We start from the raw sequence: 14,891 nt of genomic DNA, 5'->3' as shown, positions 1-14,891 counted from the left end.
TTTTATATTTTTAAGGTATATCAGTAAAATTATACAACATAACCGCTGTTTTAATGGGGAGAGAGTCGTTTGCAAGCACGAAGTTCCAAAGCATATAACAAGGTAAATCGACCCTGGATTACGGTATTCGATAAAATGATTGTAGTGGATTTATTAAAAACACTGCTATCCGTGTGGTCGGTGATTGTGGTGATTATCGTCAGCCGCGCTTTTATCAGAATTTTGGATAAAGCCGTAGACGGCCAACTTTCTAATGAAACATTACTGACCATGCTTGCCCTTAAATCAATCATTATCAGTGTTGACCTACTACCGGCAGCCGTCTTTATGGCAGTATTAATGGTCTTTGGCCGCATGTATAAAGACCAAGAAATGGCGGCAGTGGCCTCAGCAGGCGGGGGTTCAAGCACAATTTATCGCGCCGTATTCACTTTGTTATTACCTTTGAGTATAGTGACCACGGGGCTATCAATGCTATTGTCGCCGTGGGCCGAAGCTGGCATGGAAAAACTAATGCACCGCGACAAGCAAACGGCTGACTTAAGAGGCATTGCCGCTGGAAAATTCAGTGAATACAGTCATGGCGATTTGGTTTTTTATGTTGAACACATTGATGCCAACAAAAAAATGCACCAGGTGTTTGTACAACAGCGCAATAAAAACGATGTCGGTATTATTACCGCTGAAACAGCAAGCATAGTAGATCTACCCGATGGCCGCTACATGGTTTTTGAACACGGTGAGCGAGCGCAAGGACAACCTGGCGCATTTAATTACGTCATTGAAGCTTTTGATGAATATTCTGTGCAAATAGAAGGCAAAAATTCCGCGCTCAGTTTTCCACGCGAAGCCATGACCAGTAGCGATTTATGGCACTCAAGTGCTTTGGTAGATATTGCCGAATTACAACGCCGCTGCTTTGCACCGCTGAGTGTGTTATTACTGGCTTTTTTAGCCGTGCCATTGGCGCAAATGTCACCACGCGGCGGTGTATATGGCAATATTGCAATAGGGTTTCTTATTTATTTTACCTACAGCAATTTTACCCGTGTCAGTCAAGCTTGGGTAAGCAACGGCACACTGCCAACTGAACTGGGTGTAGTCGGTGTTAATGCATTATTTTTACTGGTAGGCGCACTATTACTAATGCGACTTTATGGCTGGCAGTGGTTACTCATAAAAATTAACGCTAAGGCCAAACAATGAACGTCTTAACGCTTTATATCGTTAAAGAAATTCTAAAAGGTTCTTTTGTTGCCTTAGTTTGTTTATTAACTTTATTCAATTTATTCACCTTCAGCGATGAATTAGGCTACCTTGGTAAAAATAATTACGGTTTAAAAGAAATTTTTTACTATGTCGCACTCACTTCACCCACAGTTATTTATGAACTCATACCCGCCGCCGCGTTATTGGGCAGTCTATTTGTCTTGGGTAATATGGCCAATAACCGTGAATTAATTGCTATGCAATCGTCTGGGCTAGCCATCTCAGGCATCGTAAAATCCACACTATTAGCAGGTGCCGTGCTAGTCACTATTGCTTTTTTAGTTGGCGAATTTATTGCGCCATTAGGCGAACGCATGGGACAAAAAATCAAGATACTGTCGCAAAATCCCAATGCTATTATGCACTCGCGCTACGGACTATGGCTACGTGAAAATAATCAATTTATTAATGTCAGGCGCATACAAGATGACGGTAAATTGGCCAACATTAATCTCTATGAAATCGATAAACAGCACCATTTACACAGCGCTACTTACGCTCAGCAAGCCACTTTTTTGGGTAAGCAACAATGGCGTTTAGAACAGCCTCGGCAATCATTGGTATCGTCACAACAAATGCACGTTGTTAAACAACGGCAACGTTTATGGCAATCGTCGATTGATCCACAGCTTTTTAAAATGGTTACCGTAGATCCTAATAATTTATCGCTTTACGATTTGGCTACTTATGTTGATTTTCTGCAAGACAATCACCAAAAATCACTCACTTTTGAGCTAGCCTTTTGGGGACGTATTGTTAATCCGTTAGTCACCTTTGTTATGCTATTAATTTCTGTACCTTTTGTGATAGGTATTAAGCGCGGCATCAGTGCTGGCAGTCGGATTATGATAGGTGTGGTAATTGGCATGAGCTTTAATATTGTCGATAAAATTGCTAGCCATATGGGCTTAATTTATGAATTTAATGCACCTTTAGTGGCTATTTTCCCCAGCGCTTTGGTATTATTTATTACCCTTGCCGTTATAAAAAAATCCTACTGATTGTCGCTAGACTATGTATTAAGGAACGTGCATGAAATAACTTGAACAACTTAAACGCCACCACCGTTCGTGCTGAGCCTGTCGAAGCATGAACTTGCTCAAGTTATTTCGTGCGCGTTCCTAAGGGTGATTTATTTGAAATCTTGTAAAAATATTTGGCTTATGCAACCATAACACCTGCAATAATTTTTAAATGTACCCTGTAACCATAGGATTAAATTGACCATTATTATTGCAAATACTAAAAAAAACCATAGAATAGCTTACAATTGTTCGCTGATAAATCTCATGGCTATGCTAGCGTGTATTTTTCTAATGTGCGATGAATAATCGTGATAGTATTGGAAGTTGATCCTAGTGTTTTTCTGGGTAATATCAGGTCTTATAAATTTAATAAAATAGGGTATATTTATGAAAACTAAAGAAATTATAGCAACGAGCCTAGTTAGCTTAGCATTGCTTGCAGGTTGTGGCGCAGAAGATCAAGGCACACCACCCGCTAACGACAGACACGCTACACAGCAAGAATCTAAAGCCAGCTCTGTTATTGACTCTGTTAAATCAACAACAGAATCTGCTGTTGGTGCTGCTAAAGATGCGACTAGCCAAGCCGTTGACGGCGCAGCTAATGCCGGTGCTGCCGTAGTTGATACCGCTAAAACAGCGGGCGCTGCTGCAACTGATGCAGCGGGTAACGTAGCAGAAGACGCAGCCGCTGCAGGTTCTGCGGCTGTTGACGGTGCTAAAGCGGTAGGCGCTGCTGCAACTGATGTGGCAGGTAAAGCGGTAGACGGTGCGGCGGCGGCAGGTTCTGCGGCTGTTGACGGTGCTAAAGCGGCGGGTGCTGCTGTAACTGATGTCGCGGACAAAGCGGTAGATGGCGCTAAAGCGGCGGGCACTGCGGCGGCAGATGCAACAGGTAAAGCAGTAGATAGCACTAAAGCCGCCGGAGCTGATGCGGCAGGTAAAGTAGCAGCAGGCGCAGCGACAGCAGGCACAGCAGCTGTTGATGGCGCTAAAGCAGTCACCAAAGATATTAAGGAAGCAGGTGCAAAAATAGCCCACTAAAACCAATTTACTGGTTTTTTGTTTTGATCAGGCATCGCATAAATGTCGATGCCTGATATCCGCCTCAGCTAAAACTATTGATATCGCTTTTAGCCACCAACAGGCGTTTTTATTATATTTGCAAATATTAGCTTTAAGCTCATAAAAACTGAAATACTTCGGTAAAATGTACGCTATCGCAGCAAATTAATGAATCACTCAGAAATTGTTTGTTTTTTCAGTCGTATTTACAAATAGCACCAACCCCCAATAGCACTGTAAACAAAAATAGCTTTTGTGTCGAAATCAATACACTTATTACCCTGTAATCTGCGTATATGAATAATTAAAATTTACAGTTAGCCAAGGAGTAGTGCATCGTGTCAGTTTTAAAATTTAATAACATACATCCAATAATCGGCGCATCTGTCTACATCGATAACAGCGCTGTCGTTATTGGTAATGTCAGCATCGGTGATGATGTCTCTATATGGCCAACAACTGTTATTAGAGGCGATGTTGAAAGCATATCCATCGGTGCGGGTACTAATATTCAAGATGGCTCGGTGTTGCATGTTTCTCATGCGACACCGTTTTCAGAAAAAAGTTACCCGCTGGTTATCGGCAAAGGCGTTACTATTGGTCATCGCGCCGTAGTACACGCCTGTACCATCGGTGATTATTGTTTGATCGGCATGGGCTCCATTATCATGGATGATGCTGTGATTGAAGATTACGTTATGCTTGGTGCAGGTTCTTTAGTCCCTTCAGGGAAAAAATTGGAAAGCGGTCATTTGTATGTTGGCGCACCAGCCAGACGCATACGTATGCTAAAAGATTCCGAATACGACTTTCTAAAATACTCCTATCAACATTACATCACGTTAAAAAACCAGTATCTGTAAATAAGCATAAAGCCTTTGCCTGGCAAGAAAATAGCTCAGAGATTATCGAACAGATCAATTTGTTGAGCGTGTTGCAAGCCAGAAGAATGTTTGAACGATGACAACGTAATACCCAATAAACGCACACTGCGACGACCTACATCAGTATTTTTCAGTAAATCCTCAAACAGGTGGTGCGCGCTAAGCACAGGTGTAATCGCCTGTGTCAGCGTGCGGCTACGGGTAATTTGTATAAAATCATAATATTTTATCTTCACCGTAATTGCATAAGCAGACAACTGCTTTTCAGCAACTTTTAACACGGCTTTTTTTAGCAGTGCCTGTAAATGATTAACAACATCGTGCTGGGTGACAATGTCTGCTTGCAAGGTGATTTCCACCCCTATCGACTTACAAACTCTGTGATTATTAACAGGACGGTGATCTACACCTCTGCAAATATCATAATAGTGCAACCCCGCTTTACCAAAGTGTTGTTGCAACATTTCCAGAGCAATATTTTTTAAATCACTGCCAGTATGCACGCCCAGATTACGCATTTTTTGCGCTGTAGCCTTACCAATGCCATGAAACTTGTCTATCGGAAGCTGTTCAGCAAACACACCACCTTGTTCAGGTGTAATTAAATATAAACCATTGGGTTTATTAATATCAGAAGCTATCTTGGCAAGAAATTTATTGTAGGACACACCAGCGGATGCGGTGAGCTGGGTTTTGTGCAAAATGGCGGTTTTAATAGCATTGGCAATAAAGGTTGCTGAACCCTGATACAGATTAACAGCACTGACATCCAAATACGCTTCATCTAATGAAACAGGTTCAATAATATCGGTAAACTCAGCAAAAATACTGCGAATGCTCCGAGAGACATCAAGATAGGCATCAAAGCGCGGCTTAACGAAAATAGCCTGTGGGCACAAGCGATACGCTTTGGTAGAGGGCATGGCAGAATGAATGCCATATTTTCGAGCTTCGTAACTACAGGCGGCAACAACGCCACGGGCAAACGGCTGACCACCGACGATCAGAGGTTTGTTACGATATTGTGGATTATCACGCTGCTCTACAGCGGCAAAAAAGGCATCCATATCAATATGGATGATTTTGCGTATAGAGCCCATGAGATTATTTGCTGGACGCGTCCGGTATTCTTAATTCAGCGGTTAAATTCCACGCAGCAAACGGAAACGGCAATACGTCTGTGTTGAAAGATAAAAACAGCAAAATATGATAAGTGTAAATAGAAAGGCTACGGCCAAAATCCAAAATATTACTATTGATTTTCCCCGTAAATAATACCGCAAATATTTGCAGCAAAATAACTGCCCACAGTAACATTCTGACGACACCGCCAATAGCGGCAAAAACCAGCATAAAGAAAATTCTTTTCCAGGTGCTGATTTTTTTTAAATTTTCGTTGATTTGATCATCCATAATTATTGTACCTAACCTCTGTTCATAATGTCACGTAAATCCAAAGCTGCCGCATTAGCACGGGCAATATAGGTTGCCATTGTTAACGAATAATTGGCAAACAAGCCATAACCACCACCGTCTAAAATCATGGGGCTCATAATAGGGTTCATAGCATTTTCTAAAGCTTTAATCATGATATCGACAGTACGCATAGCGCGTTTATCCAATAAAATATCTTTAAAATCGTGTTTAATAGCACGAAGAATATGCAATAAAGCCCAGCTTGCACCACGCGCCTCATAAAATACGTCGTCAATTTCTAACCAAGATATCTTGTCCAACGCGGTGCTATTGGGCTTTAAAGCATCTTCTTCAGAAATTTCATTCAAACCAGGACCTAAATTAGCCTTAGAGCTGCTTGAACTCAGTCGTGTTGAGAGTCCGCCTAAGCGCTTAATAACAACCTCAGTATACTGCCACAAATTGTCAGCTCTTGAAAAAAACCGCGCCTGCTTTGTGGTAGAATCAAACTTTTGCAGACGTATCATGTATTTATGCAAAGCATCAATACCTTTTTGATACTCAGCTTCTGTGGACGGCAGCGCCCAAGAATCATTTTCATAATAAAAATACGGTTCGGCAATGGCTAAGTCAGCATCTTCCCAAGACTGCGATTGATCGCGTGAAAAATGATTTCTCAACGCCGAGGTAGCATCACGTAAAATAACCAGCGCACCGTACTCAAAGTTTTTAATGTTATCTAACAACAAACCTGGGGGTGCTACATCATTGGTAATATAGCCGCCACTTTTATGCAGCAAAACCTCAGAAATGTGTGCCAAAGTGTTGGTATAGGTGTAACCCAACGGCACTTCTGTGGTGTTAGTTTCCTTCATCCGTTTTAAAGCTTCATCGTGAATATTGAACTGCTCTGGTTCTGCTCCCCACCATGCGCCCAAAATAACAAGAACGAGTGTTGTAACCAAGCCAAGCACGCCAAATCCCCAAAGGATGCCTTTAGATTTTTCGTCGTCCTGCATTTCGCTGTCCACCATTTTGGAATCCTAACTAAACAAGAAATTTATGTGTGTAAAAACAGATTGCTGTCAATACCGAATATATGTCCACATGGTAGCAGGTTTTTAAGTTTTTTGCTTATTGACAATAGCGGTGGCGTGCTTTTTTTTGGCGCGTGCAGGCGCTTTGTCGTAGACTTCTGCCAAGTGCTGAAAATCCAGATGTGTGTATATTTGTGCGCTATTAATGTCGCTGTGGCCGAGTCATTCTTGTACCGTACGTAAATCTTGGCTAACCTCTAGCAAATGATTGGCAAACGAATACCTGAGCATGTGCGGGTGTACGTGCGTGTCTATGCCTTTTTTTGACAGCATCGCTTTGCCTTAACTGAATGCTACGCTGGCATAAGCGATTACCGTGCCAAGAGACAAACAAAGCAGATTCCGTTTGTTTAGCCACTGTGCTGCGTAATAACAACTAAGTGCTTAATGCTAAAAGCTTTACGCCCTATAGGCAATACACGGCTTTTGCCACTTTTACCGACACGCACAAGCAATGAATTGTCATATAAATCAATATCATTAACATCAAGTGCCGCCAACTCACTGAGCCGTAAATCTGATGAATAGAATAATTCAAACATGGCAACATCACGAGTTTCTAAATGCGAGCTGGTTTGTGCTGCTAATAGGCTAATACTCAGTCAATCTTGATATATTGGGTAAATTTTTGACCAGCGTGAGACCTACGAGGTTTTAAAACCTCGTAGGTCTTTGTAACACCCGACAGAATAAAGTTGACTGACTGCTAGTTATTTGATCAACATCCAAAGTTTTAGGCAATTTTCGCTGTGGTTTAGGGGTTTTTATCTACTGCGTTGGATTGCTGTCTAGGACATTGTTTTTAAGTAAGTCATTATAAAAACTCCGTATGACCGATAATTCACGCTGTAAACTTTTATCGCTAATGCCTAAGCGATACCGACTGGCGATATGGTAGCGTATATCATTCTGACTGATCGCCGACCATTCAGTTATGGCTTTTTATCTACAGTATAAACTGAGTTGCAAAATGTCGCGCCGGTAACATTTTAATGTGTACTCCAAAACACCTTGCTCAACGGTTAATTGTTAAAAAAATCATCCAGCCAAGCATCAGCTAACGGTGACATCAGTCTCTGGGAATTAATGAAATCAGCCGCGTGGCAATAATTTCACTCATCTGAGTTAGCAAAATACTGCCCATGCCGTTCTGAAAGCGTCCTTCTTGACGACTGCCTATTGCCAATATACCTTCCAATTGCGTAAATAGCATAGGAATAATGACACACGAACGCACTTCCAGCGCACAATCTCCAAACAAAGCTTTGGCTTGCGTTAACGTCGGGCGGCCACAGCTGGGCTGATTGCTGCCTAATTCGGTCGCAAATGGTTTTAAGCTTTTAGGATCCGAGTCTATAAACAGATCAGGAATCGTAGATGTCGCGTTAGATTTTATGATACGTAAAGCAACAAAATCAGTTAAAAAATAATCTGACAACACAATATTAAGATGATTGATAACATCTTCTAAAGTGGCAGCATCCAGCAACGCCAGGGTTAATTTATGCATGCGCATACAAGCAATATCGTTGTCTCTGGCAATTTCAATCAATGTCATCAACTGATTTTCTTGCTCATGATGCTTAGATCTGAATATTTCCAATTGCTTAGAGATCAATGAAACCGCATCGCCACTCGGATGTGGGATACGCATTTTTTCTAGCAAATGTAAGTGCTTGTTAAAAAAGTCAGGGTGTTGTTGCAGATAAGATTCAACCTCTTCGGCCGTTAAAGAGTGCTGTTTAGTCATAGGGTTATGCTTCCATCATAAATAGAGGTAGCAGGACCTGTCATAAAGACCGGCTGCCCCCTGCCCGACCAGTGTATTTTTAAACTACCACCCGGTAGCTCAACTAAAACATCAGATGCCAATAGATGTTGCTCAATACCAATAACAACAGCAGCACAAGCACCGCTGCCACACGCTAGTGTCTCTCCTGCGCCGCGCTCATACACACGCAATTTAATATGCTGCTGATCAATCACTTGCATAAAACCAATATTTGCGCGTTCAGGAAAAACCGAATGGTTTTCTAATTGCGCTCCAATGCTGAGTACATACGCTGTTTTAATATCATGTACTTGCATGACAGCATGGGGATTACCCATAGATACCGCACCAAAAGCACGCTGACTGACGTGATGAGAAAAATTATCAACTTGACGGCGTTCTTCTACCATATCAACACTGTAAAATTTAGACTCTTCTGCCGCTAGTATAGGAATTTCAGCGGGCTTGTGTTTAGGAATACCCATATTGACGGTAATCATACCATCGTCTTCAAAACATAATATCAGGATACCTGAGTTTGTACTGACACGAATTTCTTCTTTGTCACATAAGTGTTTGTCACGGACAAAACGAGCAAAACAGCGTGCGCCATTGCCACATTGGGCAACTTCGCTGCCATCAGCATTAAAAATGCGGTAAGTAAAGTCAACTTGGTCATCAGTTGCCGCTTCTACCAATAGCAATTGGTCAAAGCCAATGCCAAAGTGGCGATCAGACATAAAACGAATTTGTTCACTGCTCAAGCTAATGTTTTGGTTGATAGCGTCGATAACGACAAAATCATTACCAAGTCCGTGCATTTTGGTGAAGTTAATCATAGTGTGTGCCTAGGGTAGTAAGTGTTCGCCATTCCATAGCTGCGATAAAATCTCTCTTTCCCGGATTAAGTATAGCTGATCGCCATCAACCATCAACTCGGCGGCACGCGGTCTGGAATTATAATTAGAACTCATTGAAAAACCATAAGCACCAGAAGAACGGATGGCCAATAAATCGCCTTGTGCGAGTTTGAGCCTACGTTCTTTACCGAGAAAATCGCCGGTTTCGCATACAGGGCCTACAATGTCCCAGGTTTGTTCAACAGCATCACTGTGTTGATTAACGGGAATAATCTCTTGCCAGGCACTGTATAGCGCTGGACGGATTAAATCGTTCATAGCCGCGTCCACGATAGCAAAATTTTTACTCTCGGTAGGCTTTAGGTACTCAACTTGGGTAACTAAAATCCCCGCATTACCGACAATGGCACGGCCAGGCTCTAACAAAATTTCATAGTCGCTACCGGCCAATCGTGCTAATAGCGCTTGAATGTACTCGGCAGGTTCGGTAGGCTGCTCGTCTTTGTAACGAATCCCCAAACCGCCGCCCAAATCCAGATGATGCAGGTGAATGCCTTCGGCTTTAAGGCTTTCTGCCAGGCTGAGTACGCGGTCTAAAGCATCTAAAAACGGCTGGGTTTCGGTCAATTGTGAACCAATGTGGCAATCAATACCCACGACATTAATATGCGCCATGCTCGCCGCACGACGGTATTCTGTCAACGCGTATTTAATATCAATGCCAAATTTATTTTCTTTCAAACCGGTTGAAATATACGGGTGCGTTTTTGCATCTACATCCGGATTAACCCGAAACGAAACATTGGCAATAACACCTAATTGCCCAGCCAACAAGTTGATTCTATCCAGTTCAGTGCTGACTTCTATGTTAAAACAGCGTATACCAATTTTTAACGCGGCGAGTATTTCATCTTCGCGTTTACCAACACCTGAGAAAACAATTTTTTTAGGATCCGCACCAGCAGTGAGAACACGCTCCAATTCACCAAGCGAGACAATATCAAATCCCGATCCCAATCGCGCTAAGACATTGATAATGGCAATATTAGAATTGGCCTTCACCGCATAACAAATTAAATGCGGATGTTCGCCAAATGCATCATCAAAAGCGTGCCAGTGTTTTTCCAATGTACGTTTTGAATAGATGTAGCAAGGGCTGCCGTGCATGTAAACAATATCTTGTACCGCAACGTCTTCGGCGAATAATTCACTACGCCTGTAATTAAAATAATCCATTGTTATTATTTATCTTTTTTAAGTTCTTTGAGTTCTGGCTTAGGCTTAACAGAAACAGGAGTGGGTTTATGGGGTATGTAAAGCGCGCCGGGTTGACCGCAGCTGGCTAGCGTCACTATAAGAGCTAAGTAAATCAATTTGTATTGCGGCATATATCATTTTTCAGACTGACAAAATATACGCAATGATAAGCCGATTTTCAATAAAAGGCATTATAAATAGGTAAATCCATGCCACATTTTTAAAAATTTTAGCGTACCTTAAACCAATACTGCCGCCGAAAAAATACCCGCATTACAATAAATTTACTCAGCATATTTAACTTGTTGACGCGGCCATTACAAAATAAGATTTTAAGCAACGCTTAATAACGCTTGCTTTTTTGCCATCTGAACTGATTGTAGCCTATAACTTATATGCCACTTAATCTAATAGTCATTTAAATATTATTTCTTATCAATCATAGCCGTATTGGTCTATCTTTAACTTAAGTGATTTCTATGAAAAGCACAAAAAACCACAAAAAATAGCTTTATTCCGTGCTTTTCATCGACAACCCTTGTACTCGTTCGATTATTATAAATCACCTTAATAGCAGAAGCTGTCAGCTTAGAGACTATAAATCATAATTATATGCAGCATAAAAATAATTTAACAACAAACTATCCCGATTCATGAAAATTATTTGCTTCTCAAAACGCCAATACATGCAAAAAGATGTCATTGACGATCGCTACGCCAGACTTTATGAATTACCTCATCAATTAGCACGACAGGGGCATCAGGTTTTGGGCATTTGCTTGAGCTACCGAAAGCGAGAAGAAGGTTATTTTCAGCATTACCAAGACGGCGACGCTTACTTAAACTGGTACTCGTACAATCTTGGCCTATTTATTATGCCAGGACTCATACGCTATCTTTATCGCGTACGTGCATTACTTCAAAAATTTAAACCTGACGTTATTCTGGCAAGTTCCGATAGCCCTAGCGTAATTCTCACCGCACTGCTGGCACGCAGCATAAAAACCCCTTATTTTATTGACCTGTACGATAATTACGAAAGTTTCGGTTTATCAAAAATACCCGGTATGTTACTTTTGTATCGTTGGGCTATCCGACATTCTATGGGCATTAGCTGCGTCAGCGAACCATTGTCTGACTACATCAGACAGCATTACCGCCACACTAATGTACTGACGTTAGAAAGTACCATCAAAGGCGGCGATTTTTATCAACAAAACCAACAAGACGCTCGGCTAGCAAGGGGATTACCCACTCATGCCAAGATTATTGGTGTTGCCGGATCATTAAGCCACAGTCGAGGCATCCACTTGCTTTATGACAGCTTTTTACACATGGCGAAAAGCCAAGCCGATTTGCATTTAGCACTGGCAGGTTCTACCGACTCTGCATCCCCCATTCCAAACCATCCACGCATTCATTATTTGGGTTTATTACCGCATAGCGCTATTGCTAGCTTTTACAATAGCCTAAATTTAGCGGTTGTTTGTATGCGCGATACCGCATTTGGCCGCTATGCCTTCCCACAAAAAACCTACGAAATACTGGCATGTAATACACCGATCTTAACTGCCCGATTAGGCGCGTTACAACATACTTTTAAAGACTACCCGCAATGCCTGTATGAACCGGATAACCAAATTGATTTACAAACAAAAATTGAATACTTATTACAAAATCCCGTTAGCATCACTATTACGATTCCAACCTGGCAAGATCAAGCAAAAAAGTTAATAAACTGGTTACACATAAGCCTTACGAGTAACGCCAGTGATTAAAAAAAACATACTGATCGTCGGTGCAGGTTTCGCAGGCGCAACAATTGCCCGTGAGCTTGCCGATAGTGGCCGTTATAAAATTCACATTATAGATCAACGTCCTCATATTGCTGGCAACGCTTACGATCCAGTCGATAAAACGCTCAATTTACGGGTTCATCATTACGGACCGCATATTTTTCATACTAATGATCAACACATTTTTGACTATTTATCACGCTTCACACAGTGGATACCCTACCAACACAGCGTTGAAGCATGGGTAGATAAAATCGGTTATGTGCCCTTACCTATCAATAGAACCACGTTAAACAGAATTTATCAATGTCAATTAAACTACGCAGAAGATATCAAACGCTTTCTTGATACGCTTAAATGCCAGCATACCATGCCAACAAATGCGCAACAAATGGCGGAAAATATTTATGGTATTGAATTAACGCAATTATTTTTTGGTCGTTATACTCAAAAAATGTGGGGGATGGCATTAAGCGAATTACCTGCACAAGTATTAGCGCGTTTACCAGTGCGCTACGATGATAACCGACATTATTTTAACGACAAAATACAGGCTATGCCACAGCATGGCTATATCGGTTTATTTGAAAATCTACTGGATCATGCTGATATTTCTATTTCACTATCATGCCGCTTTGAAAGAAGCATGGAAAAAAATTATCAGCATATTTTTAACGCCATGCCTATTGACGTGTATTTTGATGAAAAATACGGTGCTTTACCGTATCGGTCAATTCAATTTATACATGAACGTGTAACAACACATCAACAGCCTGTACCCACAATCAACTTTACCGATGAAGGCATTTATACACGCCAAACCGATTGGCGCTTATACCCTGGCTGCGATTTAGGCACGCGCACAGAAATACTGCTCACCAAAGAAATCCCCTGTAGCTACGAGGACAATAATTTTGAACGTTACTACCCCGTCAAAACGGTTGAAGGTAGTCCACAAAAAATATATAACCGCTACCGCACTGAGGCCGAAAAATTAACGCATATCACTTTTATCGGCCGTTGCGGTCAATATATTTACTATGATATGCATCAGGTTGTAGCTAACAGTTTAAAAATAGCCAGAGCATTTTTATCATCTCGTTGAGAATGTACGTGGTATAAAACAGCCAGCGCAAATAATTTTTTGTAACCGTAACTTACATCATGACGCATTATTTGTTACGCTCTTGCACTGCACGTAACCTCTCCTGGCAAAAAAATGAAACTGCAAACCAAATGCACATGGGTCATTATTGGCTTATTAATTATTGAAATCCTCCCCGTGCCTTTTACTTCGCTTTACAGCTTATATGCCATTAGAAAACGCCCCACATGGCTCCCCATTGTTACCCATGAACTTTATGCCGAAAAATGGCAAACAGACGAAACTGATTACGCCTTATTAGCCAGCCATGACCCGCTGTTGGTACGCAAAAATTGCACAATAGGCTTGGTCATCATTTTTATACTTGATCTTTTAGTGCCGATTATCATACCGACTGCTTTGTATGTGGTACGAAGGCGACCACTATGGTTTAAAAGCCTGATTATACGATTGTATTCAGACCAACAGGGCTATTTACCCGTACAAAGTACAGAAAAAAAGGCAGCCCACCAACAAGATCCTTTTATTTTGGTTCGCACACAACAAAAAATGGCCGCCTTAGAGCACCAAAATATCATCTTTGCCAAATCGCAATCTCGTAAACAACAGCGTTAAAACCAACAAGCATTAGTAACGCCGCACTGAACTGTCGCACAAACAAGACCAGGCATCAATACCACCCAGCAGATTTGTAACCTGGCTAAAACCCGCTTGCACTAAAAAATGTGCCGCTTGCTGACTACGCAAGCCGTGATGACAAATAACCACAATATCATCCTGCACATCTAACTCCGTCAGGCGTTGTGGAATTTCATTGAGGGGAATTAACACGCTGTTTTCAATATGCGCATAATGAAATTCATTAGGCTCTCTGACATCCAATAAAAAAAACGCTTCGTTGTTTTGCAGTCTATCTTTTAAATCGACGGCTAAAATTTGTTTTATCACCCTAAAACCCTCTTAATTAGTCAATATAAAAATCAGCACACGATTAGTGATTTTTTTTCATTGCACCCCGAAACCTTTTCCCTATCCTGAAATTAGCTAGCTCAAGCGCATGATCGGTGAGATTAACATCTATTTGAGTTGCTGAAGCGGCGGCCTGCGCACGAGCCGAATCAATTACCACCTGGTCTTCAGGTGCTTTTAGGCTATCAATTTGTGCTTGCAGGTCTGCGGTGCCCGCATGTGTTGCACAACCTGCACTTAAACTTACCATCGCCGCAGCCAGAGTTAATTTTACACAGTGCTTCATAATCTTTCCTCACAAGTTTCAAGACAATAAACTATCTAGCATTCAGTCACATTTATTTTATCGAGTAACATTGCAGACCTACAAGATTTTC

At 41.5% G+C, this 14,891-nt stretch carries 18 protein-coding genes; 7 read left to right on the top strand and 11 right to left on the bottom strand.

Going from position 1 to position 14,891, the window contains the following annotated elements; genetic code table 11:
• Positions 1–69 precede the first annotated feature (69 nt).
• The 4 genes from lptF (at position 70) to CRENPOLYSF2_RS11445 (ending at position 4,222) form a co-directional block, all read left to right on the top strand.
• On the top strand, positions 70–1,206 hold the full coding sequence (gene lptF, locus CRENPOLYSF2_RS11460) for an LPS export ABC transporter permease LptF (protein ID WP_336469731.1): 1,137 nt from the start codon (positions 70–72) through the stop codon (positions 1,204–1,206).
• Entirely contained in the window at positions 1,203–2,270 is a 1,068-nt protein-coding gene (lptG, locus tag CRENPOLYSF2_RS11455) for an LPS export ABC transporter permease LptG (RefSeq protein ID WP_087144079.1), read from the top strand. The genes lptF and lptG overlap by 4 nt, the downstream gene beginning before the upstream one ends.
• A gap of 411 nt (positions 2,271–2,681) precedes the next feature.
• Positions 2,682–3,338, top strand: a complete 657-nt coding sequence (locus tag CRENPOLYSF2_RS11450; protein WP_087144078.1) for a hypothetical protein — start codon at positions 2,682–2,684, stop codon at positions 3,336–3,338.
• 359 nt (positions 3,339–3,697) lie between these two features.
• The gene (locus CRENPOLYSF2_RS11445) at positions 3,698–4,222 is read left to right on the top strand and encodes a gamma carbonic anhydrase family protein (protein ID WP_087144077.1); all 525 of its coding nucleotides are present in this window, start codon (positions 3,698–3,700) and stop codon (positions 4,220–4,222) included.
• Positions 4,223–4,257: 35 nt separating this feature from the next.
• Here CRENPOLYSF2_RS11445 and dinB read toward each other — a convergent pair whose 3' ends face one another.
• The 9 genes from dinB to lysA all read right to left on the bottom strand — a co-directional run bounded on the left by dinB (position 4,258) and on the right by lysA (position 10,623).
• Positions 4,258–5,343 carry a DNA polymerase IV gene (gene dinB / locus CRENPOLYSF2_RS11440; protein ID WP_087144076.1) on the bottom strand — a complete coding sequence of 362 codons (1,086 nt, stop codon included), beginning with the start codon at positions 5,341–5,343 and terminating at the stop codon, positions 4,258–4,260.
• Between the two features lie 4 nt (positions 5,344–5,347).
• Entirely contained in the window at positions 5,348–5,656 is a 309-nt protein-coding gene (locus tag CRENPOLYSF2_RS11435; RefSeq protein WP_087144075.1) for a DUF4389 domain-containing protein, read from the bottom strand.
• A gap of 11 nt (positions 5,657–5,667) precedes the next feature.
• Positions 5,668–6,693 carry a DUF2333 family protein gene (locus CRENPOLYSF2_RS11430; protein WP_087144074.1) on the bottom strand — a complete coding sequence of 342 codons (1,026 nt, stop codon included), beginning with the start codon at positions 6,691–6,693 and terminating at the stop codon, positions 5,668–5,670.
• A gap of 225 nt (positions 6,694–6,918) precedes the next feature.
• Positions 6,919–7,029 (bottom strand): tyrosine-type recombinase/integrase, encoded by a 111-nt coding sequence (locus tag CRENPOLYSF2_RS19510; RefSeq protein WP_176371107.1) that lies wholly within the window; start codon positions 7,027–7,029, stop codon positions 6,919–6,921.
• A 77-nt stretch (positions 7,030–7,106) separates the two neighbouring features.
• The gene (locus CRENPOLYSF2_RS19505; protein WP_087144073.1) at positions 7,107–7,298 is read right to left on the bottom strand and encodes a tyrosine-type recombinase/integrase; all 192 of its coding nucleotides are present in this window, start codon (positions 7,296–7,298) and stop codon (positions 7,107–7,109) included.
• Between the two features lie 226 nt (positions 7,299–7,524).
• Positions 7,525–7,692 (bottom strand): site-specific integrase, encoded by a 168-nt coding sequence (locus CRENPOLYSF2_RS19250; RefSeq protein ID WP_272867705.1) that lies wholly within the window; start codon positions 7,690–7,692, stop codon positions 7,525–7,527.
• 133 nt (positions 7,693–7,825) lie between these two features.
• The gene (locus CRENPOLYSF2_RS11415) at positions 7,826–8,506 is read right to left on the bottom strand and encodes a DUF484 family protein (protein ID WP_087144072.1); all 681 of its coding nucleotides are present in this window, start codon (positions 8,504–8,506) and stop codon (positions 7,826–7,828) included.
• Positions 8,503–9,366 (bottom strand): diaminopimelate epimerase, encoded by an 864-nt coding sequence (dapF, locus tag CRENPOLYSF2_RS11410; RefSeq protein ID WP_087144071.1) that lies wholly within the window; start codon positions 9,364–9,366, stop codon positions 8,503–8,505. Before dapF ends, CRENPOLYSF2_RS11415 begins: the two co-directional genes overlap by 4 nt.
• A 9-nt stretch (positions 9,367–9,375) precedes the next feature.
• Complete coding sequence (gene lysA / locus CRENPOLYSF2_RS11405; protein WP_087144070.1) at positions 9,376–10,623, bottom strand: diaminopimelate decarboxylase; 1,248 nt, start codon at positions 10,621–10,623, stop codon at positions 9,376–9,378.
• Positions 10,624–11,330: 707 nt separating this feature from the next.
• Here lysA and CRENPOLYSF2_RS11400 point away from each other — a divergent pair.
• The 3 genes from CRENPOLYSF2_RS11400 to CRENPOLYSF2_RS11390 all read left to right on the top strand — a co-directional run bounded on the left by CRENPOLYSF2_RS11400 (position 11,331) and on the right by CRENPOLYSF2_RS11390 (position 14,160).
• On the top strand, positions 11,331–12,422 hold the full coding sequence (locus CRENPOLYSF2_RS11400; RefSeq protein WP_176371106.1) for a glycosyltransferase: 1,092 nt from the start codon (positions 11,331–11,333) through the stop codon (positions 12,420–12,422).
• Positions 12,415–13,545: a UDP-galactopyranose mutase gene (locus CRENPOLYSF2_RS11395; protein WP_087144068.1), complete on the top strand. Its 1,131-nt coding sequence runs from the start codon at positions 12,415–12,417 to the stop codon at positions 13,543–13,545. Before CRENPOLYSF2_RS11400 ends, CRENPOLYSF2_RS11395 begins: the two co-directional genes overlap by 8 nt.
• Before the next feature lie 114 nt (positions 13,546–13,659).
• The gene (locus CRENPOLYSF2_RS11390) at positions 13,660–14,160 is read left to right on the top strand and encodes a hypothetical protein (RefSeq protein WP_087144067.1); all 501 of its coding nucleotides are present in this window, start codon (positions 13,660–13,662) and stop codon (positions 14,158–14,160) included.
• Positions 14,161–14,172: 12 nt separating this feature from the next.
• On the opposite strand, the gene CRENPOLYSF2_RS11385 is transcribed toward CRENPOLYSF2_RS11390, so the two are convergent.
• On the bottom strand, positions 14,173–14,490 hold the full coding sequence (locus CRENPOLYSF2_RS11385; RefSeq protein ID WP_087144193.1) for a rhodanese-like domain-containing protein: 318 nt from the start codon (positions 14,488–14,490) through the stop codon (positions 14,173–14,175).
• A 46-nt stretch (positions 14,491–14,536) separates the two neighbouring features.
• The gene (locus CRENPOLYSF2_RS11380) at positions 14,537–14,800 is read right to left on the bottom strand and encodes a hypothetical protein (RefSeq protein WP_087144066.1); all 264 of its coding nucleotides are present in this window, start codon (positions 14,798–14,800) and stop codon (positions 14,537–14,539) included.
• Between the last annotated feature and the right edge of the window lie 91 nt (positions 14,801–14,891).

The organism is Crenothrix polyspora (genome assembly GCF_900163755.1).
Taxonomy (GTDB): Bacteria; Pseudomonadota; Gammaproteobacteria; order Methylococcales; family Methylomonadaceae; genus Crenothrix; species Crenothrix polyspora.
Note: the sequence above shows the minus strand (reverse complement) of the source record. Positions and strands in the feature narration are given on the sequence as shown.

Coding starts and splice junctions, on each gene's coding strand:
- lptG (WP_087144079.1), top strand. CDS start 1,203: ATGAACGTCTTAACGCTTTATATCGTTAAAGAAATTCTAAAAGGTTCT.
- CRENPOLYSF2_RS11430 (WP_087144074.1), bottom strand. CDS start 6,693: ATGGTGGACAGCGAAATGCAGGACGACGAAAAATCTAAAGGCATCCTT.
- CRENPOLYSF2_RS11450 (WP_087144078.1), top strand. CDS start 2,682: ATGAAAACTAAAGAAATTATAGCAACGAGCCTAGTTAGCTTAGCATTG.
- dapF (WP_087144071.1), bottom strand. CDS start 9,366: ATGATTAACTTCACCAAAATGCACGGACTTGGTAATGATTTTGTCGTT.
- CRENPOLYSF2_RS11380 (WP_087144066.1), bottom strand. CDS start 14,800: ATGAAGCACTGTGTAAAATTAACTCTGGCTGCGGCGATGGTAAGTTTA.
- CRENPOLYSF2_RS11400 (WP_176371106.1), top strand. CDS start 11,331: ATGCAAAAAGATGTCATTGACGATCGCTACGCCAGACTTTATGAATTA.
- CRENPOLYSF2_RS11390 (WP_087144067.1), top strand. CDS start 13,660: ATGAAACTGCAAACCAAATGCACATGGGTCATTATTGGCTTATTAATT.
- lysA (WP_087144070.1), bottom strand. CDS start 10,623: ATGGATTATTTTAATTACAGGCGTAGTGAATTATTCGCCGAAGACGTT.
- dinB (WP_087144076.1), bottom strand. CDS start 5,343: ATGGGCTCTATACGCAAAATCATCCATATTGATATGGATGCCTTTTTT.
- CRENPOLYSF2_RS19505 (WP_087144073.1), bottom strand. CDS start 7,298: ATGTTTGAATTATTCTATTCATCAGATTTACGGCTCAGTGAGTTGGCG.
- CRENPOLYSF2_RS11415 (WP_087144072.1), bottom strand. CDS start 8,506: ATGACTAAACAGCACTCTTTAACGGCCGAAGAGGTTGAATCTTATCTG.
- CRENPOLYSF2_RS19510 (WP_176371107.1), bottom strand. CDS start 7,029: ATGCTGTCAAAAAAAGGCATAGACACGCACGTACACCCGCACATGCTC.
- CRENPOLYSF2_RS11435 (WP_087144075.1), bottom strand. CDS start 5,656: ATGGATGATCAAATCAACGAAAATTTAAAAAAAATCAGCACCTGGAAA.